This window comes from Mycobacterium sp. E342 (assembly GCF_001667665.1).
Lineage (GTDB): Bacteria > Actinomycetota > Actinomycetes > Mycobacteriales > Mycobacteriaceae > Mycobacterium.
Window position 1 is genome coordinate 13166 of sequence record NZ_LZJM01000206.1, and the last position, 23486, is coordinate 36651.

The 23486-nt window shown below is 67.7% G+C and carries 25 protein-coding genes and 1 pseudogene; 15 read left to right on the forward strand and 11 right to left on the reverse strand.

Annotated features, from left to right (window positions below; all coding sequences use genetic code 11):
• Nucleotides 1-102 precede the first annotated feature (102 nt).
• From A5692_RS15245 to A5692_RS15290, 10 genes are all read left to right on the forward strand, one after another.
• Nucleotides 103-2403 carry a xanthine dehydrogenase family protein molybdopterin-binding subunit gene (locus A5692_RS15245; protein ID WP_068057286.1) on the forward strand — a complete coding sequence of 767 codons (2301 nt, stop codon included), beginning with the start codon at nt 103-105 and terminating at the stop codon, nt 2401-2403.
• Nucleotides 2403-2948 carry a 2Fe-2S iron-sulfur cluster-binding protein gene (locus A5692_RS15250; protein WP_068057288.1) on the forward strand — a complete coding sequence of 182 codons (546 nt, stop codon included), beginning with the start codon at nt 2403-2405 and terminating at the stop codon, nt 2946-2948. The genes A5692_RS15245 and A5692_RS15250 overlap by 1 nt, the downstream gene beginning before the upstream one ends.
• Nucleotides 2945-3934 (forward strand): xanthine dehydrogenase family protein subunit M, encoded by a 990-nt coding sequence (locus A5692_RS15255; protein WP_068057290.1) that lies wholly within the window; start codon nt 2945-2947, stop codon nt 3932-3934. The genes A5692_RS15250 and A5692_RS15255 overlap by 4 nt, the downstream gene beginning before the upstream one ends.
• Before the next feature lie 149 nt (nt 3935-4083).
• Nucleotides 4084-5277, forward strand: coding sequence for a ferredoxin reductase (locus A5692_RS15260; RefSeq protein ID WP_369830296.1), 1194 nt, complete (start codon nt 4084-4086; stop codon nt 5275-5277).
• Nucleotides 5278-5374: 97 nt separating this feature from the next.
• The gene (locus A5692_RS15265; protein WP_068057292.1) at nt 5375-6670 is read left to right on the forward strand and encodes a fatty acid desaturase; all 1296 of its coding nucleotides are present in this window, start codon (nt 5375-5377) and stop codon (nt 6668-6670) included.
• A 71-nt stretch (nt 6671-6741) separates the two neighbouring features.
• Nucleotides 6742-7122 (forward strand): nuclear transport factor 2 family protein, encoded by a 381-nt coding sequence (locus A5692_RS15270; protein ID WP_068057294.1) that lies wholly within the window; start codon nt 6742-6744, stop codon nt 7120-7122.
• 42 nt (nt 7123-7164) lie between these two features.
• Nucleotides 7165-8229 (forward strand): AraC family transcriptional regulator, encoded by a 1065-nt coding sequence (locus A5692_RS15275; RefSeq protein WP_068057298.1) that lies wholly within the window; start codon nt 7165-7167, stop codon nt 8227-8229.
• 74 nt (nt 8230-8303) lie between these two features.
• Entirely contained in the window at nt 8304-9794 is a 1491-nt protein-coding gene (locus A5692_RS15280) for an NAD(P)/FAD-dependent oxidoreductase (protein WP_068057300.1), read from the forward strand.
• Nucleotides 9795-9827: 33 nt separating this feature from the next.
• Nucleotides 9828-10364, forward strand: coding sequence for a hypothetical protein (locus A5692_RS15285; RefSeq protein WP_068057302.1), 537 nt, complete (start codon nt 9828-9830; stop codon nt 10362-10364).
• An 81-nt stretch (nt 10365-10445) separates the two neighbouring features.
• The gene (locus A5692_RS15290) at nt 10446-11795 is read left to right on the forward strand and encodes an NAD(P)/FAD-dependent oxidoreductase (RefSeq protein ID WP_068057304.1); all 1350 of its coding nucleotides are present in this window, start codon (nt 10446-10448) and stop codon (nt 11793-11795) included.
• Nucleotides 11796-11865: 70 nt separating this feature from the next.
• Here the strand turns inward: A5692_RS15290 and A5692_RS29870 are convergent.
• The 5 genes and pseudogenes from A5692_RS29870 to A5692_RS15320 form a co-directional block, all read right to left on the reverse strand.
• Nucleotides 11866-12289: pseudogene (locus A5692_RS29870) on the reverse strand (DUF302 domain-containing protein).
• A gap of 76 nt (nt 12290-12365) precedes the next feature.
• Nucleotides 12366-13358 carry an SDR family NAD(P)-dependent oxidoreductase gene (locus tag A5692_RS15300; protein ID WP_082962743.1) on the reverse strand — a complete coding sequence of 331 codons (993 nt, stop codon included), beginning with the start codon at nt 13356-13358 and terminating at the stop codon, nt 12366-12368.
• Between the two features lie 226 nt (nt 13359-13584).
• Nucleotides 13585-14076: a DUF302 domain-containing protein gene (locus tag A5692_RS15310; protein ID WP_068057309.1), complete on the reverse strand. Its 492-nt coding sequence runs from the start codon at nt 14074-14076 to the stop codon at nt 13585-13587.
• Between the two features lie 5 nt (nt 14077-14081).
• Complete coding sequence (locus A5692_RS15315; RefSeq protein WP_068057311.1) at nt 14082-15170, reverse strand: NmrA family NAD(P)-binding protein; 1089 nt, start codon at nt 15168-15170, stop codon at nt 14082-14084.
• Between the two features lie 5 nt (nt 15171-15175).
• Entirely contained in the window at nt 15176-16351 is a 1176-nt protein-coding gene (locus tag A5692_RS15320) for a thiolase family protein (protein WP_068057313.1), read from the reverse strand.
• A gap of 94 nt (nt 16352-16445) precedes the next feature.
• On the opposite strand from A5692_RS15320, the gene A5692_RS15325 reads away from it, so the two are divergent.
• Nucleotides 16446-16919, forward strand: coding sequence for a helix-turn-helix domain-containing protein (locus A5692_RS15325; protein ID WP_068057315.1), 474 nt, complete (start codon nt 16446-16448; stop codon nt 16917-16919).
• Here A5692_RS15325 and rsgA read toward each other — a convergent pair.
• Together rsgA and aroA are read right to left on the reverse strand one after the other, a co-directional pair.
• On the reverse strand, nt 16906-17886 hold the full coding sequence (rsgA, locus tag A5692_RS15330; protein ID WP_068057316.1) for a ribosome small subunit-dependent GTPase A: 981 nt from the start codon (nt 17884-17886) through the stop codon (nt 16906-16908). The genes A5692_RS15325 and rsgA overlap by 14 nt on opposite strands.
• A complete protein-coding gene (gene aroA, locus A5692_RS15335) occupies nt 17883-19235 on the reverse strand; it encodes a 3-phosphoshikimate 1-carboxyvinyltransferase (protein WP_156766098.1) in 1353 nt (450 codons plus the stop codon). The genes rsgA and aroA overlap by 4 nt, the downstream gene beginning before the upstream one ends.
• 44 nt (nt 19236-19279) lie before the next feature.
• Here aroA and A5692_RS15340 point away from each other — a divergent pair, with 44 nt between their 5' ends.
• Nucleotides 19280-20041, forward strand: coding sequence for an SOS response-associated peptidase (locus A5692_RS15340; protein WP_068057317.1), 762 nt, complete (start codon nt 19280-19282; stop codon nt 20039-20041).
• Between the two features lie 6 nt (nt 20042-20047).
• Here A5692_RS15340 and A5692_RS15345 read toward each other — a convergent pair whose 3' ends face one another.
• The 3 genes from A5692_RS15345 to A5692_RS15355 form a co-directional block, all read right to left on the reverse strand.
• On the reverse strand, nt 20048-20299 hold the full coding sequence (locus A5692_RS15345; protein WP_068057320.1) for a hypothetical protein: 252 nt from the start codon (nt 20297-20299) through the stop codon (nt 20048-20050).
• Between the two features lie 62 nt (nt 20300-20361).
• Nucleotides 20362-20850 (reverse strand): YbaK/EbsC family protein, encoded by a 489-nt coding sequence (locus A5692_RS15350; protein WP_068057322.1) that lies wholly within the window; start codon nt 20848-20850, stop codon nt 20362-20364.
• 12 nt (nt 20851-20862) lie between these two features.
• Nucleotides 20863-21711 (reverse strand): NAD(P)-dependent oxidoreductase, encoded by an 849-nt coding sequence (locus A5692_RS15355; RefSeq protein ID WP_068057324.1) that lies wholly within the window; start codon nt 21709-21711, stop codon nt 20863-20865.
• Between the two features lie 302 nt (nt 21712-22013).
• Here A5692_RS15355 and A5692_RS15360 point away from each other — a divergent pair, with 302 nt between their 5' ends.
• The gene (locus A5692_RS15360; RefSeq protein WP_068057326.1) at nt 22014-22661 is read left to right on the forward strand and encodes a sigma-70 family RNA polymerase sigma factor; all 648 of its coding nucleotides are present in this window, start codon (nt 22014-22016) and stop codon (nt 22659-22661) included.
• Nucleotides 22658-22960 (forward strand): mycothiol system anti-sigma-R factor, encoded by a 303-nt coding sequence (gene rsrA, locus A5692_RS15365; protein ID WP_068057328.1) that lies wholly within the window; start codon nt 22658-22660, stop codon nt 22958-22960. Before A5692_RS15360 ends, rsrA begins: the two co-directional genes overlap by 4 nt.
• A gap of 6 nt (nt 22961-22966) precedes the next feature.
• Here the strand turns inward: rsrA and A5692_RS30430 are convergent, their stop codons facing one another.
• A complete protein-coding gene (locus A5692_RS30430) occupies nt 22967-23041 on the reverse strand; it encodes a 50S ribosomal protein bL37 (protein ID WP_011728008.1) in 75 nt (24 codons plus the stop codon).
• A 205-nt stretch (nt 23042-23246) separates the two neighbouring features.
• Here A5692_RS30430 and A5692_RS15370 point away from each other — a divergent pair, with 205 nt between their 5' ends.
• Nucleotides 23247-23462 carry a biotin/lipoyl-binding carrier protein gene (locus A5692_RS15370; protein WP_067926821.1) on the forward strand — a complete coding sequence of 72 codons (216 nt, stop codon included), beginning with the start codon at nt 23247-23249 and terminating at the stop codon, nt 23460-23462.
• The last annotated feature ends 24 nt before the right edge of the window (nt 23463-23486 follow it).

A 23486-nucleotide genomic window follows, 5' to 3' on the forward strand; every position in this document is an offset into this window, starting at 1 on the left:
CATGAACCAGGGGTCGATGCCGCGACGTGCCCGGTATCCCAACTCGGGTGTCGTCACACCTATTCGACGCGATGGCCGCCTCACCGACGCCGCATCGCCTCGATGACGCGGCCACCAGCGCGACAGGTCGGACTGTCCATCAACCGCGTCGAGGGTCGTGCCAAGGTCACCGGCCGTGCCCGCTACACCGCGGATACGGTCGTCGATTCCGTCGCGCATGCGGCCCTCGTGCAGTCGCAGATCCCCCGGGGGGCGGTCACCGTCGAGTCACTGGTCGCCGGCGCCGACCGCGCCGCGGCGGCACCGGGTGTCCTGTACGTGCTGACGCCTCTGAATTGCCCTCCACTGCACACGCTTCCAAGGGACCTCACGTTCGACGTGCCCATCGAGCGGCGGCCCCCGCTGTCGGACCTGACCGTTCACCATGTCGGGCAGCACATGGCGCTCGTGGTCGCGGACTCGCCGGAGCGCGCGACGTACGCGGCATCACTTATCGATCTGCACTACGAGCACCGCCCGGCGACGCTGAGCGCCGCCGAGACGCTGACCCGGCCGCAGCCACCCGACGAACAGGACGGCCGGATTCGGTACGGGAGTTACCTGCCCGACCACTTCGTGAAGCTGGAGGAGGAGAAGCTGCAGGACCGCCGCGGTGCACCTGATGAGCCGCGCCTGCCGTACCGGATTGACTCTCACTACGCGACACCGCGTAATGCGCACTATCCCATCGAGTTGTCCTCGACCATCGCCGCCTGGGAGGGTGACCGACTCACCGTCCACGACACCACCCGCTGGATCACCGGGGAGCGGTCCGTGCTCGCCGGGTACCTCGGCATACCCGAGGCGAATGTCCGGGTGATCGCACCGCTGGTCGGTGGGGCGTTCGGGTCGAAGAGCTTTCTCTGGATGCACGTGGCGCTGGTGGCGGTCGCGGCTCGCGCGGTCGGTAGACCGGTCAAGCTCGTCCTGAGCCGCAACCAGATGTTCTCCTCGACCGGGCACCGGCCGCGCACCGAGCAGCGTGTGACGCTTGTTGCCGCTGACAGCGGACTGCTGGGCAGCACCGAGCATCACACCGTCACCGAGACATCCACCGTGGCCCACTTCTGCGAGCCGACGGGGCTGTCGAGCAGGTTCTTGTACCACTCACCTCGCCTGGTCGTCTCGCACCGAGTCGCGCGCATCAACGCGCCCACACCGTGCTTCATGCGCGGGCCGGGGGAGGCGCCCGGCCTGTTCGCCCTGGAGTCGGCCATGGACGAACTGGCCTACGAGCTGGGTGTGGATCCGCTGGCACTCCGCATCCGCAACCACGTCGACTTCGACCAGCCCAGCGGGAAGCGCTGGTCCGGTGCACACCTGCAGGACTGCTATGCCCTGGGCGCCGAGCGATTCGGTTGGGACAAAAGGCCATTGGCGCCCCGCTCGTTGTCGGGTCGGGGGATACAGATCGGCTGGGGAATGGCCACCGCGACCTACCCTGGCCGGCGGATGCCGGCGTCCTGCAGCGTGGCCACCACAGCGGACGGGCTGGTGCGCTTCGCCTCGGCGACCCACGAGCTCGGCACCGGGGTGCGCACGGCGATGAGCCAGGTTGCCGCCGACGCGTGCGGACTACCGTTGTCGCAGTTGATGTTTGCCTCCGGAGACTCGGATTATCCCGATGCGCCGTATAGCGGCGCCTCCCAGACCACCGCGACGGTCGGCTCGGCGGTGTTCGCGGCGGCGGCGGAATGGAAGCGGCGGCTGCTCAGGCTGGTCAGCGGGGACGAGGGGACCCCTTTCTACGGCCTGGCGCCGGACCTGCTCACCGTCGCCGACGGCGCCGTGGTCGGCCCCGGTGGCAACCCGCGGATCCCGGTGACGGCGATACTCGACCGCGGGGCCGAGCCCTACCGAACAGAGCTGAGCTTCGACATGTCCGCCGACGCGGGCGATCAACGCGACGCGATCTCGCAATCGTTCGGTGCGCACTTCTGTGAAGTCGAAGTCGACGAGCAGATTGGCCGCGCGACGGTGACACGCTGGGTCGCCGTGCTGGACTGCGGCCGCGTCCTCAACCCGAAACTCGCGCGCAGTCAGGTGATGGGCGGCATCACGTTCGGCTTGGGCATGGCGCTGATGGAGCAGGTCCCCTACGACGCGGCCACCGCACAGTTGATCGGGGAGTATTACGTGCCCACCCATGCCGACCGTCCCGACTTCGACATCTCCTTCGTGGACACCCCGGATTTCGGGCTGGATCCACTCGGCGTTCGCGGGATCGGGGAGATCGGGGTATGCGGTGTCCCGGCGGCCATCGCCAACGCCATCTTTCACGCCACCGGCCGCAGGTTGCGCGAGCTGCCGATCACCGTCGAACATCTCATGACGCCGTTTGCGACGCCGGAGGGGAACGGCTGATGGATGCAGCTGCCGAATGCGAGATCGCGCTGGGTGTCAACGGTACGACGCACCGGCTACTCGTGGACGTCCGCACCACACTGCTCGACCTGCTGCGAGAGCGCCTGGAATTGACCGGCACCAAGAAGGGTTGCGATCACGGGCTGTGTGGCGCCTGCACCGTGACCGTGCGCGGGGAGCGGGTGCTCGGTTGCCTGACGCTGGCCGTGTCGATCGATGGCGCGGAAGTGCTGACCATCGAGGGAGTCGCCGACGGCGACGATCTGGATCCGCTTCAGGAAGCGTTCCTCGAGCACGACGGGTTTCAGTGCGGCTACTGCACTGCGGGCCAGGTTTCGTCGGCGCGCGCGATGCTGCGCGAACACGCTCGCGGCGATCTCTCCATGGTCTCCTTCGAAAGTGACCGCCAGGCGGCGCTGGCGGGCTCGATCCCGCTGACGGAGAACGAGATCAAGGAACGCATGGCCGGAAACATCTGCCGGTGCGGGGCGTACGCGAACATCGTCGACGCCATCGCGGCGGTTGCGGAGGCGAGGCCACAGTGAAGACGTTCGCCTATCAGCGCGCCACCTCGGTGGCCGACGCGATCACCGCGGTGGTCCGAACGGGGGGCGTCTATCTCGCGGGCGGCACCAATCTCGTTGACCTGATGAAATATGGCGTCGTCCAGCCGCCAGCGCTGATCGATATCGGCCGAATCGGTCTGACGTCGGTGACGGCGACCGAGGCGGGTGGGGTGTACATCGAGGCGGGCGTCACGAACAGCACGCTCGCCAACCACACGCTGATCCGAACCCGCTATCCCGTTCTCTCCCACGCGATTCTGAGCGGCGCGACCACCCAGCTACGCAACATGGCGACCGCGGGCGGCAACCTGCTGCAGCGCACCCGCTGCCCTTACTTCATGGACACCGACTTCGCGAAGTGCAACAAACGCGCACCCGGTTCGGGCTGCGCGGCGCTGGATGGCTTCAACCGGGAGCACGCCGTTCTCGGCGCCGGGCGGCAGTGCGTGGCCACAAATCCCTCCGACATGGCGGTGGCCTTGGCGGTCCTCGACGCCGTTGTGCACGTGGCGGGCCCCAGGGGCGCGCGCCGCATTCCGATCGGCGAGTTCTTCCGCCTGCCCGGCGACACACCGGAGGTCGACAACGCACTCGAGCCCGCCGAATTGATCGTCGGTGTCGAGCTGCCGCCGTCGCCCTACGCGGCGAAATCCTGGTACCTCAAGGTGCGGGACCGGCACAGCTATGCGTTCGCGTTGGTATCAGTGGCGGTCGGCCTCGAGCTGTCCGACGGCGTCATCGCGTCGGCGACCATGGCGCTGGGCGGCGTAGCGGCCAAGCCGTGGCGGTTGGTCGAATCGGAGGCGACGCTGGTCGGGAAGGCGCCGGGTTCGCAGGCGTTCCGTGCCGCCGCCCAAGCCGCCATGTCCGGTGCGCAACCGTTGAGCCAGAACGCATTCAAGATCGACCTTGCCCGCCAAGCCGTGGTCCGGGCGTTGACGCTCGCCACCAGTGCGGCCGGCTAGGTTCGCCGACCCGACGGGCGCGTGGGCACTGTGACGATCGACGGGCCCGGCCCGAGGGTGTGATGTGATCGGGCCCACCGAACGCTGGCTACGCAACCGTAGGTTACGGTACCGTAGGTTTCGTGAGGCCCACAGAGTCGACCACAATGGTGAGCGCAAGCAAGACGCAGCATCGTGAGCAGGAGCTTCCCCTGGGCAGACGTAACCCATCGATCGCGGGCAACGTCGTCGACACCAAGCGGCCGGTGGTCGCGGGCGCCGAGCGACACCCCGGCTGGCACGCGCTGCGCAAGCTGGCCGCGCGCATCACCACGCCGCTGCTGCCCGACGACTATCTGCATCTGGCCAACCCGCTGTGGTCGGCGCGAGAGCTCCGTGGCCGCATCCTCGAAGTGCGCCGCGAGACAGAGGATTCCGCGACCCTGGTGATCAAGCCGGGGTGGGGCTTCAACTTCGACTACCAGCCGGGCCAGTACATCGGGATCGGCCTGCTGATGGACGGGCGCTGGCGTTGGCGGTCGTATTCGCTGACCTCCAGCCCGGCCGAGACGTCCGGATCCGGCTCCACGCGCACGGTGACCATCACCGTCAAGGCGATGCCCGAAGGGTTCCTGTCCACCCACCTGGTGGCGGGCGTCGAGCGGGGAACCATCGTCCGGCTGGCCGCCCCGCAGGGCAACTTCGTGCTGCCCGACCCGGCGCCACCGTCCATCCTGTTCCTGACCGCCGGATCGGGGATCACGCCGGTGATGTCGATGCTGCGAACCTTGGTGCGCCGCAACCAGATTGGCGACATCGCGCACGTGCACTCCGCGCCCACCGAGTCCGACGTGCTGTTTCGCGCCGAGCTGGCGGCGCTGGCCGCCGAGCATCCGGGGTATCGCCTCTCGATTCGGGAGACCCGCTCGCAGGGCCGTCTCGACCTTGCGCTGCTGGACCGCGAGGTGCCGGACTGGCGCGACCGCCACACCTGGGCATGCGGGCCGGAGGGCATGTTGGCCCAGGCGGAGAAGCTCTGGTCGGCGGCGGGCATCGGCGACCGGCTGCACCTGGAACGTTTCGCGGTGTCCAAGGCCGCGCCCGCGGGCGCCGGCGGCACGGTCACCTTCGCCCGGAGCGGTCGCGCCGTCGCCGCCGATGCCGCGACGTCGTTGATGGACGCCGGCGAGGGCGCCGGCGTGCAGATGCCCTTCGGCTGCCGGATGGGTATATGTCAGTCGTGCGTGGTCGGCCTCGTGGAGGGCCACGTGCGTGACCTGCGCACCGGCGCGGAACACGACCCGGGGACGCGGATTCAGACCTGTGTGTCTGCCGCCTCGGGCGATTGTGTGCTCGACATCTAAGTGCTACTCACAGGTAACCTACGGATTCGTAGGTTACGATAGCGTAGGTCTGGATCTGGTTTTCGAACCGAAAAATCGACCGTAGGGAAGGAAGACGATGGCGATCACCGACGTCGACGTATTCGCCCATCTGACGGACGCCGACATCGAGAGCCTGGCCGTTGAGCTGGACGCCATCCGCCAGGACATCGAAGACTCCCGCGGCGAGCGGGACGCCCGCTACATTCGCCGCACCATCGCAGCGCAGCGCGCGCTGGAGGTATCGGGCCGGCTGATGCTGGCCGCGAGTTCCCGCCGCTCGGCGTGGTGGGCGGGAGCCGTCACCTTGGGCGTGGCCAAGATCATCGAGAACATGGAGATCGGCCACAACGTCATGCACGGCCAGTGGGACTGGATGAACGACCCCGAGATCCACTCCTCGACGTGGGAATGGGACATGAGCGGGTCATCCAAGCACTGGCGCTTCACCCACAACTTCGTGCACCACAAGTACACGAACATCCTCGGGATGGACGACGACGTCGGCTACGGCCTGCTGCGCGTCACCCGGGACCAGCGCTGGAAGCGCTTCAACATCTTCAACCTGGTCTACAACACCATGCTCATGCTTTTGTTCGAGTGGGGCGTCGGCCTGCAGCACGTGGAGCTCGGCAAGATCGCCAAGAGGCGGATGGACCATGACGACGCCCGGCAGCGGGTCGACGAGTTCCTGGCCAAGGCCGGCCGCCAGGTGCTCAAGGACTACGTCGCGTTCCCCGCGCTGACCGCGCTGTCACCCGGGGCCACGTACACCTCGACGCTGAAGGCCAACGCGGTGGCCAACGTGATCCGCAACGTGTGGGCCAACGCCGTGATCTTCTGCGGCCATTTCCCCGACGGCGCGGAGAAATTCACCAAGACCGACATGATCGGCGAGACCCGGGGCCAGTGGTACCTGCGCCAGATGCTGGGCAGCGCCAACTTCGAGGCCGGGCCGGTGCTGCGGTTCATGAGCGGCAACCTGTCCCACCAGATCGAGCACCACCTGTTCCCGGATCTGCCCAGCAACCGGTACGAGGAGATCGCGGTGCGGGTGCGCGAGGTGTGCGACAAGTACGACCTGCCCTACACCACGGGCTCGTTCCTGGTGCAGTACGCCAAGACGTGGCGCACGCTGGCCAAGCTGTCGCTGCCGAACTCCTACCTGCGCGACAGCGCCGACGACGCGCCGGAGACCCGCAGCGAGCGCATGTTCGCCGAGTTGGAGCCCGGCTTCGCGGGCACCGACCCGGAGACCGGCCGGCGCCGCGGGCTGAAGACCGCCATCGAGACCGTGCGTGGGTGGCGGCGCGCTAAGCGCGCGCAGCGCGATGCGCGGCGGGCCAACGGCGGCGCCGACGGCCTGGCGGCCTAGCGCCGAGCGTGCGCGCAGCGCGCCACGGGTCTAGCGTGACCCGTGGGGGAGTCGCTTGGGAGGGACCGGCGATGAGTGACGACGATGTGCGGGCCGCGCTGCAGCGTCACTGGGCGGCCTCAGACGCCAACGATTTCGCGACGGAGCACGAAATTTACCGGGCCGATGCGGTTCTCGAGTATCCGCAATCGGCTGAGCGCATCCGTAGTCGAGCCAACATCCAAGCGTCGCGAGCGGCCCAGCCGAATGCGAAACGCTTCACCGTGCGGCGGATGCTCGGCGGCGGCGACCTCTGGATCAGCGAACTCGTTCTGACATATGACGGGCAACCGTTCTATGTGGTCAGCGTAATGGAATTCGAAAACGGGAAAGTCGTCCGCGAGACGCAATACTTCAGCGATCCCTTCGAGCCGGGGCCATCCCGGGCGGAATGGGTCGAACGGATCGACTGATCGCGCCACCTCGGCGCACCGCCGTTCGCCATACTGGGATACGTGCAGGTCTTCGTCGGGTCACAGGTTTCCCACTGGGACTTCCCGCGGAGCACGGCCAGCGTCGCGTTGATGGCCGAGTTCGGTTCCCGCAACGGGCTTGCCGTAGCGGAGGTGCTGGAAGGGACCGGCCTGTCGGAGGCCGACCTGCGCGACCACGACCGGATGATCGTCGGGCGCCAGGAGCTGGCGGTCGCGACCAACCTGGTCAACCTGCTGGGTGACGCTGCCGACCTGGGGGTGCGGGTGGGCAGCAGCTATCACGTCGGGTCGCTTGGCATCTTCGGCTTCGCCTGCCTGACCAGTTCGACCCTGGGTGACGCCGTCCGGTTCGCGGCCCGGTTCTACGAGCTCAGCTACGGTTTCGGCCTACCGACGGTCACGGTGGACGGGCCGGTGGCCGCGATGCGGCTCGACCTGCCCGGCCTGACCGGTCCGGTCGCGGAGTTCCTGGTGCGGCGCGACCTGGTCGCGATCGCCCGGGTCATGGCGGAAATGCTGGGCCGTCCCGTCCCGTTTACCTCGATCGAGTTCGCGGGCCCCGCGCCGTCGTCGGGTGATGCCTTGGCGTGCAAGGCATTCGGCGTGACGCCGAGTTACGATGCGCCGGCCAACGTGGCGCGTTGGCCGGCCGTGCTGCTGGACAACCCGCTCCCGCGCGCCAGCGCGAGCAGCGTGGCCATGTGCGAGCAGCAGTGCCGCGCCCTGCTGGAGCGCCGCTGGCAGCGGACCGGCGTCGCCCGGCGAGTGCGTGAGCGACTGGCGTCGGTCGACGGCGAACCCCACACCATCGCGGCCGTCGCTCGGCAGTTGGCGATGAGCGAGCGGACCCTGCGCCGGCGGCTGGCCGAGGAGAACACCACGTTCCGGGATCTGGCCGAGGAGGTGCACCGGGTCCTCGCCGAGGAACTGCTGGCGACGGGCGCGTTGTCGGTGGAGGACGTCGCGCTGCGGCTGGGCTACGCCGAGGCGACGAGCTTCATCGCCGCGTTCAAACGGTGGACGGGCACCACCCCGGCGCGGTATCAGCGTTCGGTCGCGCCGCGGGCCCGGCTCCAGGCCGTCTGATCGTGGCCGGAATCATGGATTTGTCGACCGCAATCGGCTGCCGGCCACCCGCAGCCCGCCCCTAGCTTGGAATCATGACTTCGACTCGTCCTCGCGTGCTGGTGATAGGGGCCGGCTTCGGTGGCCTCGCCGCCGCCTACGAGCTGTCCAGGGATGGCCTCGCCGCCGTGACGGTGCTGGAGAAGGCCGACGACATCGGCGGGGTCTGGCGGGAGAACACCTACCCGGGTGCCGCCTGCGACGTCCCGTCGAACCTGTACTCCTACTCCTTCGCGCGGAAGGCCGACTGGGGGCGGCGGTACGCCGAGCAGCCGGACATCCTCGGCTACATCCACGCCACCGCCGAGCGGTTCGGCCTGCGCGACCTGGTGCGCACCGGCGTCGAGGTCACGTCGGCGACCTACGACGACGGCACCGCCACCTGGCGGGTCGAGACCTCGTCCGGCGAGGTGTTCGAGGCCGACGTGTTGGTGCCCGCGGTCGGCCAGCTGTCGCGGCCGGCGCTGCCGAACATCCCGGGGCTCGATACGTTCGCGGGTCCCTCGTTCCATTCGGCGCAGTGGCGCCACGACGTCGACCTGGCCGGCAAGCGCGTCGCCGTCCTCGGCACCGGCGCATCCGCGATCCAGTTCGTGCCGCGCATTCGCCAGACCGCGAAGCATGTCACCGTCTTTCAGCGGTCAGCGCCGTACATCGTCCCCAAGCCGGACCGCGCCTACACCGGCGCACACCACGCCGCATTCGCCAAGGCGCCCGGCTTCGCCGCCGCCATGCGAGGCCTGATCTGGCAGATCTCGGAGTCCTTCGGCCTCGCGTTGACCAAGGTCGCCCCGCTCGCCCGGCTGGTGGGCGTCGCCGCATCGGCAAACCTCAAGTGGCACATCAAGGATCCGGTGCTGCGGGCGAAGCTGACCCCCGACTACCCGATCGGCTGCAAGCGCGTGCTGTTCAGCAACGACTGGTACCCGGCGCTGGCCTGCGACAACGTCGACGTCGAGACGACGACGATCACCGAGGTGACGCCCACGGGCGTGCGCACCGCCGACGGCCGGCTGCACGAGGCGGACGTCATCATCTACGGCACCGGGTTCAAGGCCACCGAGTTCCTCGCGCCGATGGCGATCACCGGCCGCGACGGCAGGGACCTGCACAACGAGTGGGCCGGCGGGGCCCGCGCCCACCTCGGCATGGCAGTGCCCGGCTTCCCGAACATGTTCCTGATCTACGGCCCGAACACCAATCTCGGCAGCAGCTCGATCATCTTGATGATGGAGCAGCAGGCCCGCTACATCCGCCAGATCACCGAGGAGCTCGCGCACGGGGGCGTGGCCCGCGCGTTCGAGGTCCGGCGCGACGTGGAGCAGGCCTACGACGCGGAGATCCAGTCCCGCCTGGACGCCGGCGTCTGGACCACGTGCGACTCCTGGTACCGCGTCGCATCCGGCCGGGTCACCACCAACTGGCCGGGGCTGGTGCACGAATACCAGCGCCGCACAAGGGCGGTGGCCTTCTCGGACTACGAGGTGGTGCTACCGGACCGCGCGGCCCGGAAGGTCGGTGCGTGACCCGGCTCGACGGCCGGGACTACGCTTGCAAACATGCTCGCAGCGTTTGGATTCGAAACCTTGGGCGTGGTCGTCGGGGACATGTTCTTCGTCGACCCGAACCCGAACAAGGGTCAGGAAACCCCGGAACGGGGAGTCAGACTGGAACTGCGCCTCGTCGACCGGGATGAGCCGCAAGGGTCGATCTACGCCGGCGTCCCGATCGGCTTCAACCGCCCGGTGTGGCGGGTGGACCTCTTCGGCTCCACCGAGAGCCCGCCCGGGACGCTGGACCGGGCGCATCACCATCCCCGTTTCGACGGGTGGGAACCCGGCCGCCGGCACTTCGTTCCCGAGCTGTCCGCCGACCCGGTTGCCTGGCTGGCCGATCAGCTGGCCGACCCGGCCGCCGTGCTGGCCCGGGCGGGCGTCGATCCCGACGAGGTTCCCGAAGCCGACAAGGCCGGCTTGGCCGCGGCGGCCCCGGAGATCGTCGCCGCGGTGAAACGGATGCTCGACGGCGTGCGCGACGGGGCATTGGCGCCGTCGCCGCCCGAGCCGGTCGCGGCCGCCCGTACCGGCTGGCTCTAGCCAGTCACCTTTTCGGCCAGTGCGGCCAGTTTGGCGTCGAGTTCTCCTGCGGCGCCGAGCAATTCGGGAGGGACCAGCGACATGGGCAGTGAGCATGCATTGGTCTGTGGCGCGAGTATCGCTGGACTGTTCGCGGCCAGGGTGTTGTCGGATTTTTATGGCACGGTCACCGTGGTCGAGCGTGACAAGTTGCCCGGTGGCACATTTCAGCGGCGAGGGGTTTCACAAGGCCGCCATCTGCATCAGATGCTCAGCCGGGGTGTGCCGTACATCGTCGACTTGTTTCCAGGTCTCTTAGAGGAACTCGAAGCGGCGGGTGCCATAGTCCTTGACAGTCCCGATGACCCCGGCCTGTTCCACCTGGGCGTAGGTGACATCGTTTTTTGCCGGTCAGGGAGGTTCACACGGTCCGAGGGCATGGTCGTGTTCTTGGCCAGCCGACCGCTGCTTGAAGGGATTATTCGACGGCGGGTGCGCTCGATTGCAAATGTCACATTCGTGGATGGCCATGACGTGGCGGAGACGGTGATCGACCCTACTGGCCAGGTCACGGGTGCGCGGGTGGTCGAGCGCGAAACCGGCCAGGAACTCGTGCTGACGACCGACCTAGTCATCGACGCGAGTGGTCGCTCCGCCCGCACCCCGGCGTTCTTGGAGGCCAATGGTTATCAAAGGCCGCCTGAACGCAGGTACACGATTGACCTGAGCTACTCGAGCCAATTCTTTCGCTTGCCACCTGGGGCGCTTGCCGAGCGAGCCGTGTTGAGAATTCCAACACTCGACAGGCCGGAGGGTTTTGGGTTGTTGCCTTACGAAGACGGGACCGCCGTCGCCACGGTGATCGGTTTCGCTGGCAGGAAGACACCGACCGACCTGCCCGGGTTGCTTGACTCAGTTTCCGAATCCATGCCGAGCCACGTCTCTGCGGCGCTGCGCGCTGCGGAACCGATCGGCGAGGTGTCCACTCAGCGCTATCCCGCTAGCGTTTGGCGTTGTTATCACAAGCTCACCCGGTTTCCAAAAGGCTTGCTCGTCATGGGCGATGCCTTATGCAGCCTCAATCCCGTGTATGGCCAAGGAATGACCTCGGCGGCGCTACAGGCAGCGGCGCTCCGAACGTGCTTGAGCGATGGTAACGAGGAGTTGGGATTCCGATTCTTTCGCGCCTCCGCCGGGAAGTTGTCACCGATGTGGTGGGCGAATCGGTTTTTCGACTTCGCCATCATCCCATCAAATGATTGGCGGTCGAAGCCAAAGAAGTTCATCAGTCTCGGCATGAGCAAGCTTTACCTGGCAGCGGCGACCGACGTAGTAATCACGGAGACGCTGTTCAGACAAATGCAGCTCCTGGGGCAGCCCACGGATCTTCTCCGGCCGTCCCTGTTGCGGAGGGTGTTCGCCGGCAGCCGACTAAAGGCAACAAGCGCGTGACCCTGTCCATACCCAGCGGAGTTTGGTCGGTCGCGTACACAGGCAGATTCACGAGACAATGAGCCGCCCGTCAACTTTCGGCCAGTGCTGCCGGCTTGGCGTCGAGTTCTTCTGCGGCGCTAAGCAGTTGGGGATTTAGCTCGACCACCATCAGTGACGACGGCTTGACGTAGGTCAGGCTCGAGCCGGCCCCCTCGTCAAAAGATCAGCAGCTCGACCGGGGCGAACAGGCCGGCGCTCACGTCGTGGCGCAGCATCGTGATGGCGATCAGCGGGTTGCCCAAGATCGCGCGTATCGCCTTGCGGTCGATGCCTGCCTTGGTTATCCACGCGCCATGCTCGACGAGCGCGAATAGCATGAATCCGCTTGGCCCGGCGTGGGGCAGGTCCTGCGCCCGGAAGGAGTCCCAGTCGGCGGTTCCGGTCGCGATGGCCCCACCGTTGACGTTGGCCTGGGCCAGGTCGGCGGCGGTGTCGTGCACCCACGCGAGCACGACGAGTGCGAACGCCTCGGTGCCCCGCTAGAGTTACTTACGGGTTCGGTGAAGTCGAAGCCAACATCACTGGACCTCAAGGCTTTACCTCGATCACCACTTTCCCCATCGGGCCGTCAGCTAGGCGTTCGAAGGCTCGCGGCAACTGCTCGAATGGAAACACACGGTCGACCAGTGGCCGAGCTCCGGAGCGGGCCAATATGCCCAAGAGGTCGTGCCAGCCGGCGCGGTGTTGCTCCGGTGTGTAGTAGCTGAGAGCCATTGCGCCAATCCGCAGCCAGCGCGAGAAAAGTGTGCCCGTGTAAAAGTTGGGCACTGGGCCGCCGAGTTCTCCCACCAAGCTGAGTCTTCCCGAATCGCCCATCGTATCGATGACTTCGGGAAGCAAAGCGCCCCCGATCGTGTCGACCGCCAGGTTCACCCCGCCTCCATTCAGGGCATCCTTTACGCCCGCTCGCCACTGCGGGTCCTCAGGGTTGAACGTGAACGTCGCTCCGAGTTCCTTGAGGTGCCGTTGCTTTTCCTCGCTGCGCGAAAGCGCTACGACCGTGTGGCCCATCGCCGCCGCCAGTTGCACAGCCGCAACTCCGACCCCGCCTGATGCGCCGGTGACCAGGACCACTGAATTCGGCTTGAGCGGTTCCCACATGGTGAGAGCACGGTACGCCGATAGATAAACGACGGCGGCGCCCGACGACTGCTCTTCGGTCCAACCTAGGGGGATCTCCGCCAAATTAACTGCCGGTATCGACACCTGCTCGGCAAACATGCCCCACCGGAGAAGTCCGACATCGCTGCGCAGGAGAACCCGCTTGTCGCCCACGTGCACATCCTCGACGCCCTTACCAACGTTGATCACTTCCCCGACGCCGTCCCGGCCCAGCACGTGCGGCGCAGGAGGGTATACCGGATATGGGTACCGCCTCTCTGCCATCATCCGGTCGGCCGGATTCAAGCCCGCGTAGTGGACTTGTATCACCACTTCGCCTTCTTTTGGGACCGGTTCAGGCGCGTCAGCCAGGGCCAGATGATCTATCCCTGCATGTCCATCCCACAGCCACGCTTTCATAACTGCTTCTCCTCATGGCTATTCGTGGAGCCCAGCAACCACGACGACTTTGCGACCCAATGAGTCGAGTGCGGTGTCTGTGCTGCGGGCGCCTCAGGTACGCGGATGCAACATGCCACGGCCAGTGCTTTGCCACGGCAGCGTTTCTCGCCCTCCTGTGCGTTCCTGCGGTGCATAGCGAAAGACTAGTATTTCCCGCAACGGCCACCGCGCTGAGTAAGTCGGGTTATGAGCCGCTGGTCACCTTTTCGGCCAGCGCAGCCAACTTGGCGTCGAGTTGTTCCGCGGCGCTGAGCAATTCGGGATTGGGCTCGACGACCATCAGTGACGACGGCTTGACGTAGGTCAGGCTGCTGCCGGCCGGCTCGTCGGTGATCAAGAGTTCGACCGGGGCGAACAGGCCCGCCGTTACATCGTGGCGCAGCATCGTGATCGCGATCAACGGGTTGCCGAGGATCACGCGGATCGCCTTGCGGTCGACCCCAGCCTTGGGGATCCACGCGCCGTGGTCGACGACACCGAACAGCATGAATCCGCTTGGCCCGACGTGGGGTTCGACGCGCTCCCGGTAGGACTCCCAGCTATCGCTGCTTGTCGCGATGTCGTTGATGGGAACGGGCCGCTCGCCGATGTCGGCGAGCAGCGCGGCGAGCAGCTCGTCGTAGCTCTTGGTGCTGGCGTGGCGCATCCGCACGCCCTCGAATCGAATCTCGGTCATGGGACCTACAACTTTCCTGTCCTTTGATCCTCACCAATCTTGAGGATCGGAGTCCGGTTCTCCGGTTGGACCCGGTCCCACAGGCCGCCCTTCCCCTGCGCCCTTCCTAGTTGGTCTTCTCTGCGGAACCACTCCTCGGCGTTTCTGATCCGATTCGGGTGAATCTCGTCGAGCAGGTCGTAATCGCGTTTGACGACTCCGTATTTCCACAGATTCCAGAATCCCGTGAAGTTGTCCCGGACGGTCATGGTGCTCTTGTCGCTGGGGTCCGCGTTGTAACCGGCGGGCGCATCCGCGGCTCTGCCGAGGGCGCCGTCCCGCCAATAGGTGTCCAGATCGGTGTCGATGTACTGCGCCGGGTGTCCGGTGACCTTCTCGAACGCCGCGGCGAGATCCGCATAGGCGATATGGTCCACAGCGACTTCGAGGTCCATGCCGTTCGCGCGCTCGGGATGGTCGAAAAGCCAACGCACGTAATATCCGCAGTCTTCGAGAGCCACATGCGGTACCGCACCCTCACCGAGGGGAACCCGCCAGGTCAAGACACCGTCCTCGACGGTAGGCGTCATCGGCGTCCCGGGCGAGATCACCATCTCGATGTAGGGACCCGTAGTGAAGACCGCCGCCCCCATCCGGTTGCCATTCACCTGATTCTGGAACCGGATCCACTCACCCACCCGGCCCTTGCCGTCATAGTGACCGGTGCGGAAGCGGGAGTCGTATCCCGACTTCTTGAGCCCGTAGTCGAGGTTTCCGTAGACGAATAATTTGACCCCCTCTTCGAGGGCTATCTCGTAAGCGCGTATCGCCCAATACATCTCGGTCTTCTCGCCGGCATTGAACCCGTCGATGTTGACGAACGCTCCGTCGCAACCGCGGAACCCTTCGCGCAGGACGTCCTCGTCGGCGAACGAACCTTCCAGGACGGACACATTGTCGAGGGCGAGCAGCTCCTTGGCTCGCCGGGAGCCGGGGTCGCGGCTGAGGAATCGAACGGAGTATTTCTGGTCGGCGACCAGGGCCCGGACGACCGGAATGCCCTGGGCGCCGGTGCCGCCGATGACAAAGATCTTCGAGGTCGTGTGCGAAGGCATCGTCGTCAGCCCAGCCGCTCGATGATGGTGGCGTTGGCCATGCCGCCGCCCTCGCACATCGTCTGCAGCCCGTAGCGGCCGCCGCGCTGCTCGAGCGCGTTGACCAGCGTGGTCATGATGCGGGCGCCGCTGGCCCCCAGCGGGTGGCCGATGGCGATGGCGCCGCCGTTGACGTTGGTCTTGGCCAGGTCGGCGCCGGTGTCGTGCGCCCAGGCGAGTACGACGGGCGCGAAGGCCTCGTTCACCTCGAACAGGTCGATGTCGGCCAGCGTCAAACCGGCCCGCCGCAGCACCTTTTCGGTGGCCGGGATGACTCCGGTCAGCATGTAGAGCGGGTCGGAGCCCACCACGGTGGTGGTGTGGATGCGCGCCAGCGGGCGCAGGCCGAGCTTCTCGGCGACCTCGCTGCTGGTGATCATGACCGCCGCGCTGCCGTCGGACAGCGGCGAGGAGTTGCCCGCAGTGATCTCCCACTTGATGTGCGGGAAACGGGCCGCCATCGCCTCGCTGTAGAACGCGGGCCGTAGTCCGGCCAGCGTCTCGACCGTCGTGCCGGGCCGGATGAATTCGTCGGTGGCCAGTCCGGCGATTGGAATCAGCTCGTTGTCGAAGAGCCCGTCCTTGGTGGCGCGGGCGGCCTTGTCGTGGCTGCCGGCGGAGAACTCGTCGAGCTGGGTGCGCGAGAGGCCCCACTTCGCCGCGATCAGTTCGGCGCTGATGCCCTGCGGCACCAGGCCGTCGGGGTAGCGCCGCGTCATGTCGTCACCGAAGGGATTGCTACCCGGCAGCACCGAGGTGCCCATGGGGACGCGGCCCATCGACTCCACGCCGGCGGCGATCACCAGGTCGTAGGCGCCGGAGATGACGCCCTGCGCGGCGAAGCTGATGGCCTGCTGGCTGCTGCCGCACTGCCGGTCGATCGTGACGCCCGGGACCGACTCGGGGAATCCGGCGCCCAGCAACGCATTGCGGGCGATGTTGACCGCCTGGTCGCCGACCTGCGCGACCGCACCGGCGATGACGTCGTCGATCTGGACCGGGTCCACACCGGTGCGCGCCACCACTTCCCGCAGGCTGTGCGCCAGCAGGTCGGCCGGCAGCACGTCGTGCAGTGCGCCGGTGGGTTTGCCCTTGCCGATGGGCGTGCGGACGGCTCCGACGATGACGGCGTCGCGGGTCATGGCTCCTCCTCGAGTCCTGCAGCCTAGGTATAGGCCGCTGTACTCAGATAAGCACCTAGGTACACTGAACGCAACCCAGATCGGGAGGTGATCTATGACACTGCTGCAGGGGCCGCTGGCCGATCGCGATGCCTGGTCCGCGGTGGGCGAATGCGCGATCGAGAAGACCATGGCGGTGGTGGGTACCAAGTCCGCGATGTTGATCATGCGGGAGGCCTACTACGGCACTACGCGCTTCGACGATTTCGCCCGCCGCGTGGGCATCACCAAGGCCGCCACGTCGGCGCGGCTGTCCGAGCTGGTCGAGCTGGGGCTGCTGAAGCGTCGGCCGTATCACGAGCCCGGGCAGCGCCGCCGGGAGGAATACGTGCTGACCGAGGCCGGCATCGACTTCATGCCGGTGGTGTGGGCGATGTTCGAGTGGGGCCGACGCCACCTGCCGGGACGTAACCGCCTACGGCTCACTCATCTCGGGTGCGGCGCTGAGGCGAGCGTCGAAATCCGTTGCGCGGAAGGCCATAAGGTGGCGCCCGACGAGCTCGGCATGCGGCTGGCTAAGTCTGGTTGAGCGCGGCCAGCAGCCGTCGGGCCGCGGCCACGCGGCGGGTGGCAGGGCCGGACAGCGCGTCGAGCGCGCATTCGGGGTCGGCCGGCGGCCCCATGTGCCCGCAGCCGCGCGGGCAGTCCTCGATCGCCTCGGCCAGGTCGGAGAACGCCATCAGTACGTCGTCGGGCGCGATGTGCGCCAGCCCGAACGAGCGGATGCCCGGGGTGTCGATCACCCAGCCGGAGGTCGCCAGCGGTAGCGCGACCGATTGGGTGGAGGTGTGCCTGCCCCGGCCGATGTCGGTGACCTCGCCGACGGCCCGTTCCGCCTCGGGCACAAGGCGATTCACCAACGTGGACTTGCCGACGCCGGAATGCCCGAGCAGCACGGTGATTTTGCCGGCGAGCAGGTCGGCGACCGCGAGCAGCGGGTCGTCGCGTCCCGCGGCGACCACCGTCAGGTCCAGGTCGACGAAGTGCGAGGCGAACGGCTCCGGCGGGGCGAGGTCGGTCTTGGTCAGGCACAGGATCGGCGTCAGCCCGCCCGCATAGGCGGCGATCAGCGCCCGGTCGACCAGGCCGGTGCGCGGCGGCGGGTCGGCCAGCGCCACCACGATCAGCAGCTGGTCGGCGTTGGCGACCACCACGCGCTCGGTCGGGTCGGTGTCATCGGCGGTGCGCCGCAACACGGTTCGCCGTTCCCCGCGCCGCACGATGCGCGCCAGAGTGTCCAGCCGCCCGGACAGGTCGCCGACGACGTCGTCGTCGTCACCGACGACGATCGGGGTGCGGCCCAGTTCGCGGGCCCGCATCGCAGTGACCCGGCGATCGGGGTCCCCGCCGAGCACGCACCCCCAGCGGCCGCGGTCGACGCTGATCACCATCGCGGCCGCGGCGTCGGCGTGCTCAGGACGAGTCTTGGTGCGCGGTCGCGAGCCCCTGCCGGAGCGGACCTTGACGTCGGACTCGTCGTAATCGCCGGGCTTCAAATATCGGACCCCGGCTCCACTGTCCGCCTCCTCCTCGGGCCGCTCGCGCGGCCCGCATCGTCGCCGGACTCAAGCATTTGCGCCCACAGCTGCGGAAACTCCGGCAGCGTCTTCGAAGTCGACCCGATGTCGTCCACCTGAACCCCCGCCACCCGCAGCCCGACGATCGCGCCCGCCATCGCCATCCGGTGGTCGGCGTAGGCGCGCCACACGCCGGGGCGCAGCGGTGCCGCGGTGATCACCAGGCCGTCGGGCGTTTCGGTGCAGTCGCCGCCCAGGCGGTTGATCTCGGCGCTGAGCGCGGCGAGCCGGTCGGTCTCGTGGCCCCGCAGGTGGCCGATGCCGGAGAGGCGAGACACCGATCCCGGCTTGGCCAGCGCGGCCAGGGCCGCGACCGCCGGGGTCAGCTCGCCGACGGCGCGCAGGTCGACCTCAAAACCCGGGTAGCCGTCGTAGCCGGCCGAGCCCTGCACCTCGAGGAACGAGTCCCCTTGGGTGACAACGGCGTTCAGCTTGGCCAGCACGGTCAGGATGTGGTCGGCGGGTTGCACGCTGGCCGCGGGCCAGCCGGTGATGCGCACCGTTCCGCCGCTGACCACGGCCGCCGCCAGGAACGGAACGGCGTTGGTCAGATCGGGCTCGACCTCCCAGTGCCGGGCCGCCACCGGGCCGGGGCGCACCCGCCAGCGGTTGGGCACCGAGTCGTCGACGTCGATTCCGGCCTGCCGCAGCATCACCACCGTCATCGCGATGTGCGGCGCCGACGGCAGTGTCGCGCCGGTGTGCTGCACGGTCAGGCCCTCGGCGAACGACGGCGCGCACAACAGCAGGCCGGACACGAACTGCGACGACGCCGAGGCGTCGATGGCCACGGTGCCCCCGGCGACCGATCCGCTGCCGTGCACCCGGAACGGCAGGCCCGCGCCCTCGATCGGCACGCCCAGCCGGCGCAGGGCGTCGAGCAGCGGTGCGATGGGCCGCACCCGGGCTTGCTCGTCGCCGTCGAACTCCACCACCGCCTCGGCCAGCGCGGCCAGCGGCGGGACGAAGCGCAGGACCGTACCGGCCAGGCCGCAGTCCACCCGCGCGCCGGGCCCGGGCGTGATGCGTCCACTGACCGTCAGCTCGGACCCGCCGCCGTCGACGCGCAGGCCCAGGGCGCGCAGGGCGCCGATCATCAGGTCGGTGTCGCGGCTGCGCAGCGCCCCGCTGATGGTCGGGGTGCCGTTTCCCTGCGCGGCGGCCAGGGCGGCCAGCACCAGCGCGCGGTTGGTCTGCGACTTCGAGCCCGGAACGGTCACGGTCGCGTGCACCGGTTTCGGCGCGCTGGGGGCCGTCCACATACTCACCGGTCCATCATTGCGTGTCACCAGGTTCTGCCACCATGGAAGGTATGTGTGGACGGTTCGCGGTCACCACCGATCCGGCGCTGCTGGCCCAGAAGATCAAGGCGATCGACGAGGCCACCGGCACCTCCGAGAGCGCCGGGGCACCCAACTACAACGTGGCCCCCACCTCGACCATCGCGACCGTCGTCAGCCGGCACACCGACCCCCACGACGAGCCCACCCGCCGGGTGCGGCTGATGCGCTGGGGCCTGGTGCCCCCGTGGGCGAAGGCCACCGCCGACGGGGCGCCCGAGACCAAGGGGCCGATGCTGATCAACGCGCGCGCGGACAAGGTCACCACCTCGCCCGCGTTCCGGTCGAGCGCCAAGTCGAAACGGTGCCTGATCCCGATGGACGGCTACTACGAATGGCGCGTCAATGACCCAGCCGCCGGCAAGAAGTCCCGTAAGACGCCGTTCTTCATGTACCGCGAGGACCGCGAGCCACTGTTCATGGCCGGGCTGTGGTCGGTTTGGAAGCCCGCCAAGGACGGTTCGCCACTGCTGAGTTGCACCATCATCACGACCGACGCACCCGGCGAGCTGGCCGAGATCCACGACCGGATGCCGCTGGTGGTGCCCGAGCGGGAGTGGGATCGCTGGCTGGACCCCGATGCCCCGATCGACGAAAAGCTGCTCAGCCGTCCGCCCGACGTGAGCGGCATTCGCATGCGGGAGATCTCGACGCTGGTCAACAACGTGCGCAACAACGGGCCCGAGCTACTCGAGCCGGCCGGCCCGGAACCCGAGCAGGCCCGCCTTCTTTAGGCTGCTCTAGTTGCTGAGGACCAGCTTCCAGTTGCCGTTGACGTTGCGGTCCGGAATGCACCAGAAGTTGTTCCAGTTGCCCGGCGTCGAGGCCTTCACGCCCGGCCCGGCGTCCTGGCAGGCCTGACGGGTCGGGTAGTTGCCCTCGGTCTGAATCGTGTCGGCGTTGGCGATGCCCACACCGGCGGTCGTCAACCCGGAAAAAGCCAGCACACCGGCGGCGACAATCGTCGCACCGCGGGATCGCTTCGTCGTCATGGCGGGAGCGTAACGCCACGGCGAGAAATCGGCCCGGTTTTCGCCCTGCCGTTACACACGCGCTAAGCGCGGATGTCGGCGGTGGTCGCGCCGGTCAACCGGATCAGGTCCCGCGGTGCAACCCCGACGTCCCAGCCGCGGCGCCCGGCGCTGCAGTACACCCGATCCCAGGCCAGTGCGTCCGCGTCCACGACGGTAGGCAGCGTCTTGCGCTGTCCGAACGGCGACACGGCGCCCACCACGTAACCGGTGGCCCGCTCGGCGGCGGCGGGTTCGGCCATGCTCGCCTTGGCCGCCCCGAGCGCCGCGGCGGCCGCCTTCAGCGAAAGCCGGGCCGGCACCGGCAGGATCGCGACCGCCAAGCCGCCGGGGATCGCGATGACCAGGGTCTTGTAGATCTGCTCGGGCGCGATGCCGTGCTCCGTCGTCAGCGCGTGCACCGCCTCGACGCCGAATGAGCGTGCCCGCGGATCGTGATCGAAGGTGACAAGCCGGTGCGGCACACCGGCTTTCGTCAGCGCCGCCAGCGCCGGCGTGGCGGCGCGGGCCACCGCTGAACCCCGCTAGGGCCCCGTGTATCCCGGCGGGTTCACGCCGTCGACCCAGAAGTCGACGCCGAGCTGCCCACCCGGCACGCAGTTGTACACCGACAGGTCGGTGACGCCGGACTCCACCAGCACGTCCTCGCAGAGCAGGGTGTTGCCGGTGTACTCGCGGGCGGGCTTGTTGAGGATCACGTAGGCCGCGTCGGAGTACACCTCCGGCTTGCGGGCGCGTCCCATCGCCTCGTCGCCGCCGAGCAGGTTCTGCACCGCGGCAGTGGCCACCAGCGTGCGGGGCCACAGCGTGTTGGACGCGATGCCCGCCTCGCGCATCTCCTCGGCGATCCCCAGCGCGCACAGCGTCATGCCGAACTTGGCCATCATGTACGCGGTCGGCTTGAGCCACTCCTTGCCGAGCAGCACCGGCGGCGACAGCGTCAGGATGTGCGGGTTCTGCGCGGCCTTGAGGTGCGGGATGCAGGCCTGTGACACCGCGTAGGTGCCGCGCACCTGGATCCCGTTCATCAGGTCGAACCGCTTCATCGGCACCTCGGTGATGGACCCCAGGTTGATCGCCGAGGCGTTGTTGACGCAGATGTCGATGCCGCCGAACTGCTCGACGGTCTTGGCCACCGCGGATTCGACGGACTCCGGGTCGCGGACGTCCCCGACGATCGGCAGGGCCTGCCCGCCCGCCTCCTCGAGCTCCTTGGCGGCGGTGTACACCGTGCCCGGCAGCTTGGGATGCGGCTCGGCGGTCTTGGCGATCAGGGCGATGTTGGCGCCGTCTTGTGCGGCGCGTTTGGCGATCGCCAGGCCGATACCGCGGCTGGCGCCGGAGATGAACATGGTCTTGCCATTCAGGGACATGGCGTCACATTAACGTCCGGCCGCGCACGCCCGGACCCGGGGACGGGCCGCCCCGGATTCGGTGGGAATGAGCACGTCGGCCGCCGCTGTTGAACGAAACGGTCTCTGATGTTATGGGGCGCACCCGGGCAGACACTGTCGGTGCCAGCCTCTAGATTGGGAGGAGCGGTTTGGTGTCAGCGGCGACGAGCCTGTTGGACCGTCCAATGGGTGCCGAGCAGTTGGCTTGCTTTCCTGCAAGCCCGGTGGCGCTTTCGGTGCCGCCCGGCGACACCGCAGCAGAAGGGACCGGGGTTATCGACATGGCCGACACAGACGGCGCGACAGCACGCGAGATTCCCGATCCCGCCCCGCAGGAGACGGACGCGGAGCTGATGGCACGTTTCGAGCGCGACGCGATCCCCCTGCTGGATCAGCTCTACGGCGGCGCGCTGCGCATGACGCGCAATCCGGCCGACGCGGAAGACCTGCTGCAAGAGACGATGGTGAAGGCGTACGCAGGGTTTCGTTCCTTCCGGGCGGGCACCAACCTCAAGGCGTGGCTGTACCGCATCCTGACCAACACCTACATCAACAGCTACCGCAAGAGGCAGCGCCAGCCGGCCGAGTACCCGACCGAGGAGATCACCGACTGGCAGCTGGCGTCCAACGCCGAGCACTCGTCCACCGGGCTGCGCTCGGCCGAAGTCGAGGCGCTCGAGGCGCTGCCCGACACCGAGATCAAGGAGGCGCTGCAGGCGCTGCCGGAAGAGTTCCGGATGGCCGTCTACTACGCCGACGTCGAGGGCTTCCCTTACAAGGAAATCGCCGAGATCATGGAAACGCCCATCGGGACGGTAATGTCACGGCTGCACCGCGGCCGCCGTCAACTGCGTGGGTTGCTGGCTGACGTGGCCAAGGAGCGGGGCTTCAACCGCGGCCACCAGGCGCACGAGGAGGTGTCATCATGAGCGAGCTTTCGGGCCCCAGCGACACCTGCCCCAACGACGACGCCCACGGCGCCGTCGGCTGTGCCGAGGTGATCCGCCAGGTCTGGCTCCTGCTCGACGGCGAATGCACGCCGGAATCGCGGGACCAGCTGCGCCGCCACCTCGAAGCGTGCCCCGGCTGCTTCAAGCATTACGGCCTCGAGGAACGGATCAAGGCGTTGATCGCGACCAAATGCCGGGGCGAGAAGGCGCCGGAAGGCCTGCGCGAGCGGCTACGGCTGGAGATCCGGCGGACCACCATCATCCGCGAGACGCAGTAACGGTCCTCAGGCGTTGGGCCGCTTGCCGTGATTGGCTTTGCTGTGCTTGCGGTCGCGCTTCTTACGGCCCCGTTTGGCCATTGGTCGATCCTCCATTGATTGGTCTTTGATCAGGGCGCCCGGCGCCCGTGAGCCTGCCGCACAGTGTCTCACGGAAGTCGGCGGCGGCGACAACGGCCCGTGCGCCGCGGCCGGAAGCGGTCCTATGGTTCGATATACACCGAGCCTGACGGAAGCTTGATGACCAGCAGCCGGCCTCGCAATGGCCGCAACGAGTGGGGTGAAGATGGCCGAGGATGTCCGCGCCGAGATCGTGGCCAGCGTGCTCGAAGTCGTGGTGAGTGAGGGTGACCAGATCGGCAAAGGCGACGTCGTGGTGTTGCTGGAGTCGATGAAGATGGAGATTCCCGTCTTGGCCGAGGTCGACGGCACCATCAGCAAGGTGAGCGTCTCGGTGGGCGATGTCATCCAGGCGGGCGACCTGATTGCCGTGATCAGCTAGCCCCCGAAAGAATTTGGATCCGTC

Coding starts and splice junctions, on each gene's coding strand:
- A5692_RS15245 (WP_068057286.1), top strand. CDS start 103: ATGACGCGGCCACCAGCGCGACAGGTCGGACTGTCCATCAACCGCGTC.
- A5692_RS15250 (WP_068057288.1), top strand. CDS start 2,403: ATGGATGCAGCTGCCGAATGCGAGATCGCGCTGGGTGTCAACGGTACG.
- A5692_RS15265 (WP_068057292.1), top strand. CDS start 5,375: ATGGCGATCACCGACGTCGACGTATTCGCCCATCTGACGGACGCCGAC.
- A5692_RS15270 (WP_068057294.1), top strand. CDS start 6,742: ATGAGTGACGACGATGTGCGGGCCGCGCTGCAGCGTCACTGGGCGGCC.
- A5692_RS15280 (WP_068057300.1), top strand. CDS start 8,304: ATGACTTCGACTCGTCCTCGCGTGCTGGTGATAGGGGCCGGCTTCGGT.
- A5692_RS15285 (WP_068057302.1), top strand. CDS start 9,828: ATGCTCGCAGCGTTTGGATTCGAAACCTTGGGCGTGGTCGTCGGGGAC.
- A5692_RS15290 (WP_068057304.1), top strand. CDS start 10,446: ATGGGCAGTGAGCATGCATTGGTCTGTGGCGCGAGTATCGCTGGACTG.
- A5692_RS15300 (WP_082962743.1), bottom strand. CDS start 13,358: ATGAAAGCGTGGCTGTGGGATGGACATGCAGGGATAGATCATCTGGCC.
- A5692_RS15310 (WP_068057309.1), bottom strand. CDS start 14,076: ATGACCGAGATTCGATTCGAGGGCGTGCGGATGCGCCACGCCAGCACC.
- A5692_RS15315 (WP_068057311.1), bottom strand. CDS start 15,170: ATGCCTTCGCACACGACCTCGAAGATCTTTGTCATCGGCGGCACCGGC.
- A5692_RS15320 (WP_068057313.1), bottom strand. CDS start 16,351: ATGACCCGCGACGCCGTCATCGTCGGAGCCGTCCGCACGCCCATCGGC.
- A5692_RS15325 (WP_068057315.1), top strand. CDS start 16,446: ATGACACTGCTGCAGGGGCCGCTGGCCGATCGCGATGCCTGGTCCGCG.
- A5692_RS15340 (WP_068057317.1), top strand. CDS start 19,280: ATGTGTGGACGGTTCGCGGTCACCACCGATCCGGCGCTGCTGGCCCAG.
- A5692_RS15345 (WP_068057320.1), bottom strand. CDS start 20,299: ATGACGACGAAGCGATCCCGCGGTGCGACGATTGTCGCCGCCGGTGTG.
- A5692_RS15355 (WP_068057324.1), bottom strand. CDS start 21,711: ATGTCCCTGAATGGCAAGACCATGTTCATCTCCGGCGCCAGCCGCGGT.
- A5692_RS15360 (WP_068057326.1), top strand. CDS start 22,014: ATGGCCGACACAGACGGCGCGACAGCACGCGAGATTCCCGATCCCGCC.
- rsrA (WP_068057328.1), top strand. CDS start 22,658: ATGAGCGAGCTTTCGGGCCCCAGCGACACCTGCCCCAACGACGACGCC.
- A5692_RS15370 (WP_067926821.1), top strand. CDS start 23,247: ATGGCCGAGGATGTCCGCGCCGAGATCGTGGCCAGCGTGCTCGAAGTC.